This window comes from Candidatus Hydrogenedentota bacterium (genome assembly GCA_019637335.1).
Taxonomy (GTDB): Bacteria; Hydrogenedentota; Hydrogenedentia; order Hydrogenedentales; family JAEUWI01; genus JAEUWI01.
On sequence record JAHBVV010000023.1, the window covers coordinates 43419 to 60850 of the forward strand.

The following is a 17432-nucleotide window of genomic DNA, read 5'->3' on the forward strand; positions in this document are numbered from 1 at the left end:
GAAACAATCCTTCGATCCGACACAAGACAAACCGTTTCAAAACGGAGCAAAGCAACACATGTTTGAGTTAATTGCGCTGATGATTCTGTCGCAGCAACCCGTTCAGCCGCAAGCCGTTGGCGTCGCCTCCTACTACACCGTCGCAAGCAGCAGCGGAATCACCGCCTCCGGCGAACCCATGCGGGATGACCTCCTCACCTGCGCCCTGCCCGATGGCGAATTTGGCGACTTCTACCTCTTCGTGGCCGAAAACGGAAATTCCGTCGTCTGCCGCCTGAACGACCGCGGCCCCTTCGTCAAAGACCGCGTCGCCGACCTCTCCCTCGCCGCTATGCGCTCACTGGACGCCCAGGCCGGCCTGGTCAGCGTCGCCATCTACCATCTCGGCCCCAATCCGCCGCCGAATCTGCCTGGCCTGCGCTAATCCGCACTATTCTCAGCCTGCTCTGAAATTACACGTCGCAGCATCACCACAACCGCCTCACACAAACCAGAACACAGAATCTCTGGAAAGGAATTGGCAAAGGCTGGGAGCGCAGGCGTCCCCGCCTGCCAGGCGGCGAAGCCGCCGTCCATTTTCATCCTTAATGGGTGACGCAACGCGCCATAAACGGCTGTACCCGCCCCGCGTTGTATACCCACTCGATTTTCGCTACACTGGCGCTTCGTTAAATCCGAACGCTGAACCCAACGAAAATCGAGAAAGGGTCTTGCCATGCCCGCGCGCCGTGTCGCCACCTTCGCCCTCCTGATCGCTTCCCTCTTCCCCGCCGTCGCAACCGGCGAAAAGGACGGGGACGCAGGCATGCCCGTCGTCTTTGAAGCCGATTTCTCCGGCGACCTCGCCGCCTGGACCATGACCGACCCCGAAGCCTGGACCATTATCCAGGAAGAGGGCGACGGAAGACTCGCCCTCGTCGCGCAGAGCAAATACGAGCCCCCCGTGCGCTCCCCGCTCAACATCGCCCGCATCGCCGATCTCGAGGTCACGGATTTCGTCCTCGACGTCGAAGCGAAACAGACCGGCCGCGAATACGGCCACCGCGATCTCTGCTTCTTCTTCGGCTACCAGGGCCCCGCCCACTTCTACTACGTGCACCTCGCTAGCGTCGCCGACGATCACGCCAACTCCATCTTCCTGGTCAACGGCGAACCCCGCGTGAGCATCGCCCAGAAACGCACCACCGGCACCGACTGGGCCGACGGCTATCACCGCATCCGCATCGCGCGCGACACAAAGGCCGGCACGATCAAGGTCTACTTCAACAACATGGACGAGCCCGTCATGGAAACCGTGGACACCACCTTTCTCCACGGCGGCATTGGTCTCGGCTCCTTCGACGACACGGGCCACTTCGACAACGTGGAAATTCGTGGGACGCTACACACGCCCGCGGAATAGCGGACGCGTCCACCGCGGCGGAGTCGTTTGCATACTATTGGCGTGAAGCGCTGACCGATGATTCGTTTGGCCGATCGATGGTGCGGGCTTTCAGCCCTTCACAAGTTTGGTCCCTCGATTCATGGGGCAACGCCCCATGCTGGTATAGATCGGACCTTCGGCCCTGAAAAAAAACAGGACCATCTTTGGCGCCAAAGGCGCCACCCATACCAGCCTGGGCCAAAGGCCCAGGTAAATGGCGAAAAGATTTGGCCAGGGCTGAAAGCCCGTACCATAAAATTTGGAGCGGGTTACAAGGCGCTAATTGGAATCGGCAACTGCACGTGCTCGCCAATCGGTAATATCAGAACTGCACCCATTCTATCCGCCCGCTACACGGCGCCGTAAAGCGCTCGCATCTCTGTGTCGTGCACCTGGTTCAGCCCGTGCGCATTGGCGGCGCGCCGCCGCGTGGCCTCTTCGTTCTCCAGAACGTACGCCACCACCTCGTTCGGCTCCGCGAGCCACACATCGTCTCCGCCGAGTTCCTGTACCGCCGCGAACCGCGCGCGCAACTCCTCCGTTGTGCAGTCCTTCGCGGGGTGTATCGGCGTTCCCGGCATCGGCGAATGGCAGTAGTCCACCACCCAGCCATGGAGCGCGCGGGCCTGCTGCAGGCGCTTCCACGGATCGAACACGGAATAAAAAGGCCCGGGATAGGCCGTGTGCAGCGGGCAGCGACCCAACCAAAGTAGATCGGTGTCAAACGTATTCACCCAGTCGTAGATGGTGAATATCGCGTGATAGCCCGCCCCCGGCGCCGCCGCAATGGAGGGCGGGTGCCCGTGGTTGCTCCCGGGCACCGTGAAAATCGGTATCTCAACGCCCAGCGCATCCGCCAGCACCTTCCGCGCCTCCGCCACCTCCACCGCCGCGTTCTCCGCCGTCACACCCACGTGCGTCATCGAATGGCACGACGCCCCCCAGCCCTCCGCAATCAAATCCCGCATCTGCCCCGGGCTCAGGATCATCATCCCGTCGTAGCTGCTCCCCGGAACGTCCCGCTTCACCCCAAGCTGCGACGAAACCAGCGCCACGTGTCCCGGTATGCCAAATTCCCGATGGATGGAAACCGTATAGCGCAGCAGATCCTCGCACCCCTCGTCATAGGTGATCGAATACACCCACTTCTTGCCCCCCTTCCACGGGCCCGCGGCCTCGCCCGCGGCGCTTCCGGCCACGGCAACCCCGGCGGCCGCGCCGCCAATCGAGAGAAACGTCCGTCTGTCCATACGATAGTCCTCCTGGCGCAACACGCGCGACCCAGGCCCAGTGGATTTCCCGGCCCGCGCCTGTAGTCCCTGTAGTCCCTGTAGTCCCTGTAGTCCCTGTAGTCCCTGTAGTCCCTGTAGTCCCTGTAGTCCCTGCAGTCCCTGTAGTCCCTTATTCCGCCTCGCCGTCCGCACCCCTGATCCACGAAACCTGCGTTATCAGCTGGTTCAAGCTCGCAAACGAAATCGCCGCGTTCGTCGCATACGCCGGCGAACTGTTCGCAGGAAACGTCGCCAGCGTCGCATCGCCCACGAGGAACACATTGAAGTCCTTCGAAAAGTTGTCGTAGCCGCAGGTCGTGCTCTTGTAGCACATATCCGTGGCGTAGCCCGTAAGCAGAATATGGCGGATCCCGTGTTCCTTTAGAAAGTCCCGGATCGCCGGATAGCCGTCGGCGTCGTAGTGCACCACATCGTTCGGATCCACCTCGATCGTGTCCACCACCGGCACCGGAAGCTCCCAGAAGCCCGGGCCGTTGTAGTGATCGCCGGAATCCAGGCCGGGAAACTGCTTGAAGTAGTCGACCACCGGCAGGTCGTCCCCGAGCATCAGCGTCTCGGGCAGGTCCCCCGCGTTGTAGTCAAACCCATTCAATATCGCCGCAAGTTCCTTCTTTCCCTCCGCGCGCTCCTCGGGCGTGGGACTCTTCCGGATCGTCCGGTAGATCTTCGCCAGCACCGGCTTTTCGTCCGCCCGCTGGCTGTACACCACCATCCCCACCTTCTCCCGCCATTGCTTCAGGAAAGGATTCAGCACGTCCCGGATGTGCAAGTGCGAGATGTGGTTCTTCGTCGGCGTGCAGAAATCCGCCACGCCCGCCGGCTCCGGCGTGCGCCAGCCCTGGTCGTCGTCGATCGCCCACGGGTGCACCACCACAATCGCCGTCTCCTTCGCGCGCAGGTGGTTGGGCATTTCGATGATCCCGCGCGCGTTGTAGGAAAAGCGCCACGCGCGCACGTGCAGGTCCGCGCCCGCGTCCTTCACCAGCGCCGGCGCCGCGTAGCGCGTCTCCTCGATCACCGGTTGCACATACTGCGGGAAATCCGCCAGGATCGGCGGCGGATCCCCCAGCTTTGTCAGGGTATTGTGATAAACCGGCGCCGCACCCCGGATCGTGTCTTCATTCTGGAGTTCCGAACGTCCCGAGGTGGGCCCACCCGCGTGCGCCGACGGTTCCGGCGCCTGCAAGTACGCAAACAAATCCCGCACCTCGTCCGGGCTGAGCGCGCCGAGTATCCCCTCGGGCATTAGCGAAATCCCCGCCTCGCGGATCTCTTCCACATCGCCCATCGGGATCGTCGTCGTCGCGCCATTGGCGTTCAACAGGGTCACGCTGCCCGGACTGCGCTCCGATACAATACCGTTGTAGAACCCGCCATCCGACGTTTCCACCAGGAACTGCACGTACTCCTTCCGCACCACCATGTTCGGATTCACGATGCTTCCCAGCATGTACTCCGTGTCCATCCGGTTGCTCTGCGTCAGGTCCGGACCCACCGTGAAACCCTGACCGAAGAACGCGTGGCACTGCGCGCAGTTCGCCGCATACACCGCCGCGCCCCTCACCGGGTCGCCCGGTTTCGCGCGCAGGTCGTTGTTCAGCCGGCGCATTTCCGCCAGCAGAAACTCCGGCGTGCCGCCGCTGACGCTGCCCCAGTGTTTCCGCACCAGCGCGTCCAGCGCCGCGTCCCCGTGCTGCGCCACCCGGCGCAACTCCGAAACGGGCACGTCCTCCGCCCGGACCGACCCGCGCTCCACCAGCGCCAGAAAGCTCCCCGTCCACGCCGCGCGGCTCAGAAGCGCCTGGCGCGCCGGCCCCTGCAACCCCGCCGGCAACGCCGGATACGCCTCGGCTAGCGCCGCGCCCACCTCCGGCTCGTTCACGCGGCGAAGCGCGTCCAGCGCCGCGCCCCGAAGCGCCAGCGAGCCGTCCGCCACCGTAATGGCGAGCAGTTCCTCGGCCATCGCGTCCCCCGCCGCGCGCGAAACCGTGTCCAGCAGCGTGCGCCGAGTTTCCTCCGACGCCGCCGGATTGCGCACCGCCGCGAGCGCGGCCTCGAGCGCGGGCGCATGCCCCAGCTGCGCCGCAATCGCCAGCCGGCCCGCGTCGTCCGGCGCGTTCTCCCACAGGGCGATTAAATACCCCTCAAGCGCCGGCGAAAGCGCCGCGGCCTGCCGCCGCGCGGGCGTGTCCTCCACCGCGGCCTCGGAAAACTGATCGTAAAGCGCCCCGCGCATGTCGCTCGCCGCGCGGCCCTCCCGGTCCGCCAGGCCCGGCGGAATCGCCGCGAGCAGGGTCTCCAGCCGGCCGCTTGGCTCGCTTTCGCGGAGCAGCCGCGCGCAGACATCGTCCCACGCGGGCGCACCCTCCGCCACCAACCGACGCACCAGACGGGGCAGCACAAACGTATCCGCGAGCGGACCGCGCGCCGCAAGCAGGGCATCAAGGTGTTCGCCCGCCTGCGCGGCGTGCTTCTCCAGCCCCCACCAGACCAGCAGCGGAACAAACAGGTCGTCGGTATCCGATGCCCCCGCCAGCAGGCCGGACACCGTCGCAAGCCCCGACCCCGGCGCCAGGCGCTGCGCCGTCGCGGCAAGCTGCGCCTGCACGCGCACGTCCGATTCCCGCGCCGCGAGCGCCGATACCGCGGCCGACGCTTCAGCCGACGGCGCCCCGTGATCCGCCAGCAGACGCGCACCCCAAAGCCGGAACGCATAATCATCGTCGTCGAGAAGATTCACCAGGTGGCGTTCTTCGAGCTGCCCGCTCGCGTAAAGCGCCCAGAGGCTCTCCAGGGCCCGCTCGCGATCGCCCCGCTCGTCGGCCTGCCGCGCCAGAGCGGGCGCAATGTCATCCGTGTTGCGCGTGGCGAGCAACACGCGCGCGCGCCGGGCAAACCACGCATTCTCGTGGCCCAGCAGTTCCGCCAGCGCCGCGTTGTCATACTCGCGCAGATCAAACGCCGGACTCACGGGATGGTTCTCCGGCGCGATCCGGTAGATGCGCCCGTTCGACTTGTCCCACGAGGCGTCCGGATCCGGATGCGCCATCCGCGCGTCGTGCCAGTCACACACGTACAGCGCGCCGTCCGGGCCCGTCGTCAGATCGCTCGGCGCAAACCAGGTGTCGTTGCTGTCCAGCACCGTGCCGCCATGTATCGACTCAAACGTGGCCCCGTGCGGGGTCACCGTGTGCCAGTACACCGTGTGCGACAGCAGATTGGCCGCCACGTAGCTCCCGGCATACGGCGCGCCGAGCGCCCCGCCCCGGTAGATGTGACCGCCCACCGCCACGTGGCCGCCGGTGGCGTCGTGGTGGGTTACGTGATCGAAGTAGCCATACGTAAACGGATTGTGCAGGTCGCCGTGCTTCCCGAAGCTCTTCCAGTAATAGCCCCCCTGGATCCCGTGGATCATGATATACGGCCCGAAATTCGTGCTCGCCAGGAGTTGCCCGTCCGCGTCGAAGTCCAGCCCCCACATGTTTCCGCCGCCCTCGCAAAACAGTTCGAACGCCTTTGTCCGCGGGTGGTAACGCCACACGCCCTGCTGGAACTCGATCCCCCGGATATTCGCCGTCACCGTGCTCCCCTGGTTCCCATACAGCCAGCCGTCCGGCCCCCAGGTCAGCGAATTCGCCACCGAATGCGCGTCCTCCATCCCGAATCCAGTCAGACAAACCTCCGGATCGCTGTCGGGCACATCGTCACGATCACGATCCGGATAGAACAGCAGATAGGGAGCCTGGAGTATAAAGACGCCGTCATAGCCGAACGCCAGCCCCGACGCCAGGTTCAGCCCGCTCACAAAATCCTTCTCGGATTCCGCAACGCCATCCCCGTCCGCGTCAATCAGAATCGTCACGCGGTCCGCCCCCTTCGGCCCGTGCGGCGGCGCTTCCGGAACGCGATCGTACGTCGTCCGGGAGTAGCGGTCCACCGAAACCCGCTCCAGCCCCTCCGGATTCGGGTATTGCAGGTACTGGACCACCCAGAGCCGGCCCCGGTCGTCAAATTCTATCGCCACCGGCTGCCGCACCATCGGCTCCGCCGCGTACAGCGAAACCGAAAGCCCGTCCGGCACGGACATCTTCGACGCCGCCTCCCCGGGCGCGTACCCCTGCGCCGCCGACCGCGCCGAAAACACCAATCCAATCAACAGCGCCACAAGCGCGGCGAACGAGGACAATCCACGGCACACTGCAAACATAAGACCCTCCTGCGGGTGCGACGCCTGTCGGCGCGCCCGGAAAACCCCACCGCTGCGACAGGGCCACTCCACGCGCCGGTAGCCAGTGTACCCCCGCAAGACCGCAAGAAATCAAGCCGCAAATCCCACCCATCCCCATCCCCATCCCCATCCCCATCCCCATCCCCATCTCCATCCCCATCCCCATCTCCATCCCCATCCACCCTTCCCCCTTCCCCCTTCCCCCTTTCCGCCTGCGGCGGACGTGCCGCACCTTCACCCTTCACCCTTCACCCTTCACCCTTCACCCTTCACCCTTCACCCTTCACCCTTCACCCCCCCGGACTTGCGGCGCATACCGGAAATCGGTACTATGCGGGAATATCGCGAGCCAGGCACACCCCGCGGCGCCGCCGGCATTCCCGGCGCTGAAGGCAGTAGACGTGACCGGGAGCGGCGCGGTTCGCGGCATGGCTCCATGCAGCGCATCATTTTCTACTCCCCAGCAAACCCCGGGCGCTCGCGCCTCGTTCCTCCTGGAAAGGATCGCAATGAAGATCGGTGTCCTGTCGACCAGCCCCCGCATATACTCCACCGCCCGCCTCGTGCAGGCCGGTAGGCAGGCCGGTCACGAGATGCGCGTAATCAACCACAAGCGCTGCTACATGAGCATCGCCTCAACCAATCAATCCGTCCACTATAAGGGGGAATCGATCGACGACCTCGACGCCGTGATCCCCCGGATCGGAGCCTCCGTCACCTTCTACGGCACCGCCGTGCTCCGCCAATTCGAAATGATGGGCGTATACCCCCTCAACGAAAGCGTCGCCATTACCCGCTCCCGCGACAAACTCCGCTCCATGCAGCTGCTCGCCCGAAAGGGCATCGGCCTGCCCGTAACCGGATTCGCCCGCGAACCCGACGATATCTCCGACCTCATCGAGATGGTCGGCGGAGCCCCCCTCGTCGTCAAGCTCCTCCAGGGCACCCAGGGCATGGGCGTCGTCCTCACCGAGACCAAAAAGGCCGCCGAAAGCGTCATCCAGGCCTTCTACGGCCTCGAAGCCAATATCCTCGTCCAGGAATTCATCAAGGAAGCCGACGGGGCCGATATCCGCTGCTTCATCGTAGGCGACAAGGTCGTCGGGGCCATGAAACGCCAGGCCGCGGCGGGAGAATTCCGCTCCAACCTCCACCGCGGCGGCACCGCCTCCCTCGCAAAGATCACCCCGCAGGAACGCGCCGTCGCCCGCCAGGCCGCCAAAGTCATGGGGCTAAACGTCGCCGGCGTCGACATCCTCCGCTCGAACCACGGCCCCGTCGTGATGGAGGTAAACTCCTCCCCCGGGCTCGAAGGCATCGAAACCGCCACCGGCAAGGACATCGCCAGCGCGATCATCAAGTTCATCGAAGAGAACGCGCGCCCCGGAAAAACCGGCACCAAGGGGCGCGGATAAGCCTAAGGCGGAAACGGCGGCGCGCAACCGGGTAACGCGCAGCGCCCCACAAAAAGAAGCACCGTTCTGATACGCGGCGAAAGCGGGGAGCACGGCGGGGTTACTGCCACGAAAACTTCATAGGGCGCCACGGGCGCCACGTTCAAGCTCCGCGGCTCCGCCGCGAAGGCTTGAGCGTGCGAGACTCCAGTAAAGCGCCAACAGTCAGGAGTCAGGGGCAGTTTTTCATTCTTAACGGGTGACGCAATGCGTCATGAAAGCCTGCTCTGAAAAAAAGCCTCGGCATCACCACAACTGCCTCATACAAACCAGACTACGACATCTCCCCCAAGGAAGCGTCAAAGGCTGGGAGCGCAGGTCGAAGACGCGCCGTGGTGGGCGTCCCCGCCTGCCAGGCGGCGGAGCCGCCGTCAATCTTAATCCTTAACGGGTGACGCAATGCGTCATGAAAGGCTGTACCGCAACGCGCATAAACGCGAGGCCAGGAAGGCGCTTCGGAGAGAGGGAGAAAAGATGGAGGCGGCACCCGGATTCGAACCGGGGGTAAGGGCTTTGCAGGCCCCTGCCTTACCACTTGGCCATGCCGCCTCGGGGATGGGAAGTATAGTCCAGCGCCGTCCGGCAAGTCAAACCCAATCGCAAATCGGCCTGAACTACCCTTCAGGAGGTCAGGCATCCTTGCCTGGCCCGTCGCCACAACCGCTTCCCGCCACCGCCCCCCGATCCTCCCCAATAAAAGCGCGCCCGGCGCCCTCCGAAGAGGATGCCGGACGCGCCGTACCGAACCTTTCTCTTACAGCCAACCGATTACATGCGGCCGAAGATCCCGTGTACCTTGCTGGTCGGGAACTTGTTCTGCGGGTACTTCATGAACTCGACGTGGCCGTCCATGAACATGATGTTATTACCGCCCGGCAGGTGGTTGAACCGCTCGCGGTAACGCTGAGTCGTATTGCTGATAACGAAACGGTCCCACATTACCGGCACTTCGCTCTGCGCTTTCGCGCTGCTGCCGGGGTTGTTGATATCCGTGATCAGAAAGCGCTCCACGCCCTCGCGCAACCGCATGAACGTCGTGCCGCCGGCCGTGCCAGACACCACCGGGCTCGTGGCGCCCACGTTGGCCGCCGCAACCGCATTGTCTACCGTGGTCTGTAGCGTCGCCTGCGGGATCACGCTGAAAGGGTTGTAATCGCTGTTCAGCGCGTTGTCCATCGTATCGAGATACTGCTGAAAACTCGGATCCGACGGTGTCACATTCCCGCCGCCGATCGGAAGGCGCGTCTGCGAATACGTGTCCATGGAAACCATGAACGCGGCCCACGCGCCGTCCGTGTCAAGCAGATAGCCGTAGTAGTAATAGCTGTGCTGCTCGGCGTTACCGACCTTCGCCACGTCAAGTTTACCATAGTTCGGATCCGTCACGCAGTCATTCTGGCAATAGGCGCCGCCCGGGCATACCAGGGAAGCTGCCTCATCCGCGGCGTTCACCGAAGAGGGGCAGATGATGAGATTCAGATCCGTCACGTATTCCGGATAAACCGACGGCATCCACACGCCGCCGCGAACGCGGCCGGGACGCCATTCGCACGCCGCATTGCGCGCATACGCCTGGTTGAGCAGACGCGGAAAGCGTTCGCCCTGGCTCTCGTTCGCGTACATCTTGAACACGAGCGACCACTGCTTCAGGTTGTTCTGGCAGCTCGCCCGCCGCGCCGCCTCGCGCGCGCGCGCCAGAGCCGGCAGCAGGATCGCCGCAAGAATGCCGATAATTGCGATCACCACGAGGAGTTCAATAAGCGTGAACCCGCCGCGGCGCGCCTTCTGTGTCTGAGATTTCATGATGTGAGAATTCCTTTTTGATGTGAAATGTACTTGTGTTCAGGGTACTGTGTATAATGTACTGTCGCAGGCGATTCGGACGTCTTCAACACGTGGACATTACCGCCGGATCGAGGCCGGCCTGGCGCGGCCCACTGGCTGCGGGCTGCCTTCATTGGGCTGATACGTGTTAGATCAATCGATACGGTTTCCTCCTGACTCTTCGACTCAACTGGCGTGCCGCCCGACGACCCCGGGATACCGACAACCCGAATATCCCGAATTCCCAACAGCACATTTGTTAGCATAGTGTAAGCGACGCAATTCACCAATGGCCGGAATTGACAATCTTGTCTGCGATTGACTATTCTCGTTCTTCATAGTTTGCACAGTTTATCCGCGCCGCCTCGGCCCGCTTGGCGGTTCACAATACCCCGCAAGCGCCGAGCCTGCCGCTGCCGAGGCGGAGTATACGCGCACTTCGTTTGGGTATGATGTGCGTTTGGTCACTGGAGGGTTTTATTGATTCCAATGCGCGTAGTTGGTAGCGTAGAGTCTCAGGCAGGCAGTCGAAACGTGGAGCAAGGCCCCCTTGTCCAACCATGACACGATAGGCGTCTCGCGCACCCGATTCATCTCGATCCGGCGCTGGCAGGCCGGTCCAGAGTGGCGGCCGCGAGCGCACAAGCATGATTTCCACGAGATTGTTGTGGTGCTGCGGGGCGCCGATCACGCCGTCGTCGAGGGCACGCCCTATGATTGCAGCCCCGGCAACGTGCTGCTCTATCCGCCCGCCTGCCTTCACGAGGAGCGCCAGGCCGGGCCGGATCCGCTGGAGTTTCTCTGCGTCAATTTCGAGTGGGATGACTCCCCGCTGCAGCTGCCCATCCTCCTCCATGACCGCCAGGGGAGGCTCCAGGAACTCGCGCGATGGCTCTACACCGAAGACCGCGCCCGATACGGCCAGCGGGGCGAATTCCAGAACGCCGGCGTCGCATTGCTGGCGGCGGAACTCCACCGGCTCGCCACCAGCCCGCCCGATGATGTCCTCGCGCCGCTCTACGAATACGTCCAGGAGAATCTCGCCGAACCCATAACCCTAGACGGCCTCGCCGAATGCTGCGGGCTCAACAAGTTCCACCTCAGCCGAATGTTCCGCGCGCGCACCGGCTGCACCCCGATGGACTACGTGCGCCAGGCCCGGCTCGACTACGCGCACCGCCTCGTCATGGAGACCACGCTGCCGCTGCGGGAAATCGCCCCGCGCGCGGGCTTCGCCAACGAATACCACCTTTCCCGGCTCCTGAAAGCGCGGTACGGGCGCGGCGCCCGTGAAATACGGCAATCGCGCATGGTCGAGTCCGACCCCGCGTCGTAGCCGCCATTCATAGAGCCACCTCCCGCTGGCGATACAACGCCGGGCGCACCGCCGCGGCCATCGCGGCCGTATCAAGCGGGCGCTCCAGAAACCCGGCCACGCGACAAGAAAACCCGAGGGGATCCCGCACCGCGTCGCCATACCCCGCCCGATGGAAGCGGATATGCGCCTGCGCCGCGAGCCATGCCTTCAAATGCCGCAGGTGCGCTTCAAACAGCGCTATCTCGTCCCCGTGCTCCGCGGGGGCCGCCCCCTGCCCGGCCCGGAACCGCCGCTGCGAGGCCAGAACCTCCCCGAGATTCCGCTCCATAAGCACAATGTCGTATTCGAAATCAGGCGGCAGATCGAAAAGATGTAATGAGATGACCTTCACGGCCCGGCCGCGCGCCGTTTCCAACCACGACGCCTCCCGCGCGATCGCGCGCGCCGGCGCATACTCAAAATAACCGCCCGGGTTGTTAATGTCCGGCGGGCGAGATTCATCCATAAGCAGCGGCATGCCGCCGGCCCCCAGCATGGCCATCATCATGGAGGTGCCGGATCGGGGCAATCCCGATACAACGGTGATCCGCTCCCCGCCACGAAGTTCGCGGTACGGCGGCGTGCTGGATGGGGGCTGCATTCCGAAGTCGAACTCCCGGGACGAAGGCTTACGATCATGCTCCCGCGATCCTAACCGAACGCGCACGGCCGGGGGAAATGGCGATCCCACGCCGCGATTCGTTATCATGCCCGAAACGGCCCGGAATACCCCGGCGCGCGGGAACAATCGGCCCAGGCGCCTGAAGAACAATCTCCCTGGAGTTGGATTGGGATTCCGGGCAACCGCAGGGAACCCAACTCGACAAATCCGGCGCCGCGGGGCAAGGTGCGGCCGCCTGCATGGACCTGAAAGAGATCGCATGGAAGAAGAATTGGTTTCAGCGGAGATAAACACCTATTTCGGACTCGGCTTCCCGGTTAACGCCGAGGCGCGGCAACGCTTCTCCATTGCGCCCGGCCAGGTTCCCATCCTCGAAACCCCCGAAACCGCCATACGCGCCTTGCGGGAACTGGCCGACCGCCTGAACGCGGCCCGGGATTTCTCGATTCCCGGTGTGACCCCCGCCCGTCCGGGCGAACTCGCCGCCATGGGGCTGGTGCTGTCCGTCTTGCGCTATCTGGTCTATCGATACAGCGCCGAGGTCAGCCCCGGTGCCCTGCAAGACGCCCACGAGTGGGCCCGCGTCGAACACGGACCCGACACCGCCGAAATCCCGTTCAACCGCTTCCTCCACCTCTTCCCCGCCGAGCCCGTGTGCGCGGGCCAGCTTCGCCCCGAGGACTTCGTCGCCGGTGACTCCCGGCTGTGGTCCAACCGCGACGCCACCCGCTGCGAATTGCTCTTGCTCTATCTCGCCACCGCGAACCACGCTATGGCCCCCTACCGGCTCCTCTTTGACGACTCCCGGCTCAAACGGGAATCGGAATATGTCACCCTCGTGAGCGCAATGCAGGGCTACCTGCGGAGGCAGCCCCCATTCCCGGGCACGCGCCAGGATCTCATTACCATGCTATATGCGCCGATCCTGGCCGCGCCGGATTCCCTCGAAGGACAGCTACGCTTCATTCGCGACCACTGGACCGCCATACTCCCCGCGTCCTTTCGCGGCAAGCTCGCCTTCGCCTCCGGCGTGCTCCGGGAGGAACAGCGCATGCGCGGCCTGGGCCCGGGACCCGTCTCCGTCCTCGAATTCGGGCGCGGCGACGCCCTCGCCGCCGGCTACGAGGAGCCGGAAGCCTATTCCGTCGATAAAGACTGGATGCCCAACGTCGTGCTCCTGGCCAAGACCGTCTATGTCTGGCTCGACCAGCTTTCCCGGCGCTACGGCCGCCCCATTACCCGCCTCGACCAAATCCCCGACGAGGAACTCGACCGCCTCGCGTCCTGGGGCTTCACCGGCCTTTGGCTCATCGGCATCTGGGAGCGCTCCGAGGCCTCGCGCACCATTAAGCAAAAGATGGGTAATCCCGAGGCCGCCGCGTCCGCCTATTCCCTCTACGACTACATCATCGCCTGGGATCTCGGCGGAGACGACGCCTACAGAAACCTCTCCGAACGCGCCTGGAAACGCGGTATCCGGCTCGCCAGCGACATGGTCCCCAACCATGTCGGCATCTATTCCAAGTGGGTCGTCGAGCACCCGGACTGGTTTATCCAGTCCCCGCACCCCCCCTTTCCCGGCTACACCTTCCAGGGCGATAACCTCTCGTCCGACGGGCGCGTGGGAATCTATATCGAAGACGGATACTGGGACCACCGCGACGCCGCCGTCGTCTTCAAACGCGTCGATCACTGGTCCGGTGAAACGCGCTACATCTACCACGGCAACGACGGCACCAGCATGCCCTGGAACGACACCGCGCAGTTGAACTATCTCATTCCCGAAGTGCGCGAGGCCGTCATCCAGACCATCCTCCATGTCGCGCGGCATTTCCCCATCATTCGATTCGACGCCGCCATGACCCTCGCCAAGAAACACTTCCAGCGCCTGTGGTTCCCCATGCCCGACGACGCCGGAGCCATCCCCTCGCGCGCGGAGCACAGCATGAGCCGCGCCGAATTCGACGCCGTCTTCCCCCTCGAATTCTGGCGCGAAGTCGTAGACCGCGTCGCCGCCGAAGCCCCGGACACCCTCCTCCTCGCCGAAGCTTTCTGGCTCATGGAGGGCTACTTCGTCCGGACACTCGGCATGCACCGCGTCTACAACAGCGCCTTCATGAACATGCTCAAGATGGAGGATAACCAGAAATACCGCCAGACCATCAAAAACGTCCTCGAATTCAGCCCCGAAATCCTCCAGCGCTTCGTCAACTTCATGAACAACCCCGACGAGGACACCGCACAGGCGCAATTCGGCAAGGACGACAAGTACTTCGGCGTCGCCGCCATGCTCGTAACCATGCCCGGCCTCCCCATGATCGGCCACGGCCAGGTGGAAGGCTACGCCGAGAAATACGGGATGGAGTACCGGCGCGCCTATTACGACGAGCAGCCCAACGAAGGCCTCATCCAGCGCCACGAACGCGAGATATTCCCGCTCATGCGCCAGCGCCACCTCTTCAGCGGCGCGGAACACTTCGCCTTCTATGATTTCGTCACCTCCGACGGCTGGGTGGACGAAAACGTCTTCGCCTACAGCAACCGCCGCGGCGCCGATTGCGCGGTCATCGTCTACCAGAACGCCTTCCGCGAAACCCAGGGCCGAATCCACCACGCCGTCCCCCGAAACAAGGGCGCCGCGGACGACGTGCAGCTCCAGTCGCTTACCCTGGCCACCGCCCTGAACCTCCACACGGACGACAACTGCTACTACATCTACCGGGACGCCCGAACCGGACTCGAATACCTCGAACACGCGCAACGCCTGCGCGACGAGGGCCTGTATATCGCCCTGGGAGCCTACCACTACGCCGCGCTCATCAACTGGCGCCCGGTCTTCGATGTCGACCTCACCTGGGGGCGCCTCCACGAGAGCCTCGCCGGGCGCGGCGTGCCTTCGATAGACGAAGCCTACCAGGAATTGCACCTGGCCCCCATTCTGGAGCCCTTCGGACGTCTACTGACCCCCGAGCTGCTGCTCGAACTGCACGAACACCGCGGCGACCTGCGCCAGGTGCGACACCTCGACACGCGGCTCGATCCGTTCCTGGACGCCGTCGGGGAACGCCTGGGCATCACCATCGATCCAAAGCCGCTCACCGAAGCCATGCGCCGCGATCTCACCGCCATCTATGACCTCCCCCGGAAGCTCCGCGCCGCCACCACCTATCCCGACGTGCGCGACGGACTCCTGGCGCTCTTCCCCGACAAACCGGGCAAGGCCCTCGCGGGTTACCGCGTGCCCCTCGTCTGGGCACTGCTGCGCCATCTCGGAGCCGTGCTCCGGCAAGACCCGAAACACCCCGAAATGGACGCCGAAGCCGTCTCCATCACTAGCGGCGCCTGGATCCGCGAGTGGTTCCTGCGCAAGCCGATCGCCAATGCGCTCGCCGGCCTCGGAGCCGATGGGCACACCGCCGCGCTCGAAGCGAGCCTCGTCCGCATCTGCATCGCCCATGCGCACCACCTCCGCCGCCTCGAAACCGAAGTGTGGGGGCCCGTGCTCGACGCCATCTTCGCCGATCCCGACGTCCTCTTCTTCCTCCGCGTAAACACCTGGCAGGGCCGCCGCTGGCTGAACCGGGAACGCCTCGAAGAAATGGCCGGCGCCCTGCAGCTGGTCCTTGCAACCGTCCTGCTCGAAGATTCCGGCGACGCCAACGCCTGGGACACGATCGCAATCGCACGGGAAATCGCCGACACCCTGCTGGAAGCCGCCGAGGGCACAAACTACGATCTGGACTGGATGCTTTCGAGCATCAAGTAACAGGGCCGCCGGCCCGGGAGCAACCCATGCGGAACCTCATCACGATACCCGCCCTGCTGCTTGCCGGCGCGGTGGCCCTGCCCGCCGGGGCCGCGGGCAAGCAGGTCATCGCCCACCGCGGAGCCAGCGGCTACCTCCCCGAGCACACCCTCGAAGCCTACGCACTCGCCTATGGCCAGGGGGCCGACTTCATCGAGCCCGACCTCGTCCTCTCGAAGGATGGCCACCTCATCGCCCTGCACGACATCCACCTCGAAAGCACCACCGATGTGGAAGAGCGATTCCCCGGCCGCCAGCGCGCGGACCGCAAATGGTACGCCGCCGATTTCTCGCTGGAGGAATTGAAAACCCTCCGCGTGCACGAACGCGTCAAGGGGCGTTTCCCCCACATGAAGTCCAGATTCGAAATCCCCACCCTCGAAGAAGTCATCGAGCTCGTCCAGGGACTCAACACCACCACCGGCCGCGACGTTGGCCTCTATCCCGAACTCAAACAGCCCACATTCCACCGCAAAGCAGGCTTCGATATGGAAACGAAAGCCCTCGAAGTCCTCGCCCGCTACGGGTACTCCGGCCCGGACGCCCGCGTCTTCGTGCAATGCTTCGAACCCGACGCCCTGCGCCGAATCCGCCACGAACTCGGATCAACCCTGCCGCTCATCCAGCTCATCAGCGGCAGTTCCCGCCAGCGCGACCTCCACACCCGCGACGGCCTGAAAGGCGTTGCGGAGTACGCCAACGGCATCGGACCCGACAAAAAACTCCTCGACGATATACCAGGCTACGCCGGCTGGGCCCGCGAATTCGGGCTCCTCATCCACCCCTACACCCTCCGCGCCGACGACCTCCCCAAAGGGACCGCCACCATCGAAGAAGAACTCCGCCACATCTACCTCAACCACGACGCCGACGCCGTCTTCACCGACCACCCCGACCGCGCGGTCAAGTTCCTCGAATCAGAAAACCTCCGCTGAGCGCCCCCCGACATCCGAACCCCTTCACCCAACCAGAAAACTCGTGCTCTCTGTGCTCTCTGTGCTCTCTGTGCTCTCTGTGCTCTTTGTGCTCTCTGTGCTCTTTGTGCTCTCTGTGCTCTCTGTGCTCTTTGTGGCTATACTCCCAAACAGCCGCCCCCTTATCGCCGCCCCCTCGAAATGACAAGACTTTCCGAAATAATTTCGGCAGAGCCATTGTCCTCCCACACGTTCAACGCCCGCCAACGTGGCTTAGCCTTCCAGGCTGAGGCAACACAAGAGTCGAGTCCGAAGTGCCCATCAACGCCACAGCACAAGTCATTGATGGAAAATTGTTTGTCGGCATGATAGCCAGGACGCTGTATTCGGTCTTTACACTCGCGACCACACCAGGCTGCGCTGGTCCTTCGGGCCGAAGATGCCCCATCATGCCAGTTGCCGTCACTGAATTTCTTTGCGTTCTTTGCGCTCTTTGTGGCTCCAAATCCATCC

General features: G+C 64.0%; 9 protein-coding genes, 1 tRNA gene and 1 pseudogene. 6 read left to right on the forward strand and 5 right to left on the reverse strand.

Annotation, left to right across the window (positions count from 1 at the left end; translation table 11 throughout):
* Window positions 1–58: 58 nt before the first annotated feature.
* Both KF886_20110 and KF886_20115 read left to right on the forward strand, forming a co-directional pair.
* A complete protein-coding gene (locus KF886_20110; protein ID MBX3179666.1) occupies window positions 59–424 on the forward strand; it encodes a hypothetical protein in 366 nt (121 codons plus the stop codon).
* 291 nt (window positions 425–715) lie between these two features.
* Window positions 716–1402 carry a hypothetical protein gene (locus KF886_20115; GenBank protein MBX3179667.1) on the forward strand — a complete coding sequence of 229 codons (687 nt, stop codon included), beginning with the start codon at window positions 716–718 and terminating at the stop codon, window positions 1400–1402.
* Window positions 1403–1773: 371 nt separating this feature from the next.
* Here KF886_20115 and KF886_20120 read toward each other — a convergent pair whose 3' ends face one another.
* Complete coding sequence (locus KF886_20120; GenBank protein MBX3179668.1) at window positions 1774–2673, reverse strand: polysaccharide deacetylase family protein; 900 nt, start codon at window positions 2671–2673, stop codon at window positions 1774–1776.
* A gap of 1222 nt (window positions 2674–3895) precedes the next feature.
* Window positions 3896–6922 (reverse strand): annotated as a pseudogene (locus tag KF886_20125) (c-type cytochrome).
* A 530-nt stretch (window positions 6923–7452) separates the two neighbouring features.
* Between KF886_20125 and rimK the strand changes: the two are divergent.
* On the forward strand, window positions 7453–8358 hold the full coding sequence (gene rimK, locus KF886_20130; GenBank protein MBX3179669.1) for a 30S ribosomal protein S6--L-glutamate ligase: 906 nt from the start codon (window positions 7453–7455) through the stop codon (window positions 8356–8358).
* Between the two features lie 514 nt (window positions 8359–8872).
* Here rimK and KF886_20135 read toward each other — a convergent pair.
* Window positions 8873–8946: transfer RNA gene (locus tag KF886_20135), tRNA-Cys, on the reverse strand.
* A 219-nt stretch (window positions 8947–9165) separates the two neighbouring features.
* Complete coding sequence (locus KF886_20140) at window positions 9166–10200, reverse strand: DUF1559 domain-containing protein (protein MBX3179670.1); 1035 nt, start codon at window positions 10198–10200, stop codon at window positions 9166–9168.
* 571 nt (window positions 10201–10771) lie between these two features.
* On the opposite strand from KF886_20140, the gene KF886_20145 reads away from it, so the two are divergent.
* A complete protein-coding gene (locus tag KF886_20145; protein ID MBX3179671.1) occupies window positions 10772–11557 on the forward strand; it encodes a helix-turn-helix domain-containing protein in 786 nt (261 codons plus the stop codon).
* A 7-nt stretch (window positions 11558–11564) separates the two neighbouring features.
* Here KF886_20145 and KF886_20150 read toward each other — a convergent pair whose 3' ends face one another.
* A complete protein-coding gene (locus KF886_20150; GenBank protein MBX3179672.1) occupies window positions 11565–12179 on the reverse strand; it encodes a sulfotransferase family protein in 615 nt (204 codons plus the stop codon).
* Between the two features lie 508 nt (window positions 12180–12687).
* Between KF886_20150 and KF886_20155 the strand changes: the two genes are divergently transcribed.
* Window positions 12688–15966 (forward strand): alpha-amylase, encoded by a 3279-nt coding sequence (locus tag KF886_20155; GenBank protein ID MBX3179673.1) that lies wholly within the window; start codon window positions 12688–12690, stop codon window positions 15964–15966.
* A gap of 26 nt (window positions 15967–15992) precedes the next feature.
* Window positions 15993–16940 carry a glycerophosphodiester phosphodiesterase gene (gene glpQ / locus KF886_20160; GenBank protein ID MBX3179674.1) on the forward strand — a complete coding sequence of 316 codons (948 nt, stop codon included), beginning with the start codon at window positions 15993–15995 and terminating at the stop codon, window positions 16938–16940.
* The last annotated feature ends 492 nt before the right edge of the window (window positions 16941–17432 follow it).

Coding starts and splice junctions, on each gene's coding strand:
- KF886_20110 (MBX3179666.1), top strand. CDS start 59: ATGTTTGAGTTAATTGCGCTGATGATTCTGTCGCAGCAACCCGTTCAG.
- KF886_20115 (MBX3179667.1), top strand. CDS start 716: ATGCCCGCGCGCCGTGTCGCCACCTTCGCCCTCCTGATCGCTTCCCTC.
- KF886_20120 (MBX3179668.1), bottom strand. CDS start 2,673: ATGGACAGACGGACGTTTCTCTCGATTGGCGGCGCGGCCGCCGGGGTT.
- rimK (MBX3179669.1), top strand. CDS start 7,453: ATGAAGATCGGTGTCCTGTCGACCAGCCCCCGCATATACTCCACCGCC.
- KF886_20140 (MBX3179670.1), bottom strand. CDS start 10,200: ATGAAATCTCAGACACAGAAGGCGCGCCGCGGCGGGTTCACGCTTATT.
- KF886_20150 (MBX3179672.1), bottom strand. CDS start 12,179: ATGCAGCCCCCATCCAGCACGCCGCCGTACCGCGAACTTCGTGGCGGG.
- KF886_20155 (MBX3179673.1), top strand. CDS start 12,688: ATGGGGCTGGTGCTGTCCGTCTTGCGCTATCTGGTCTATCGATACAGC.
- glpQ (MBX3179674.1), top strand. CDS start 15,993: ATGCGGAACCTCATCACGATACCCGCCCTGCTGCTTGCCGGCGCGGTG.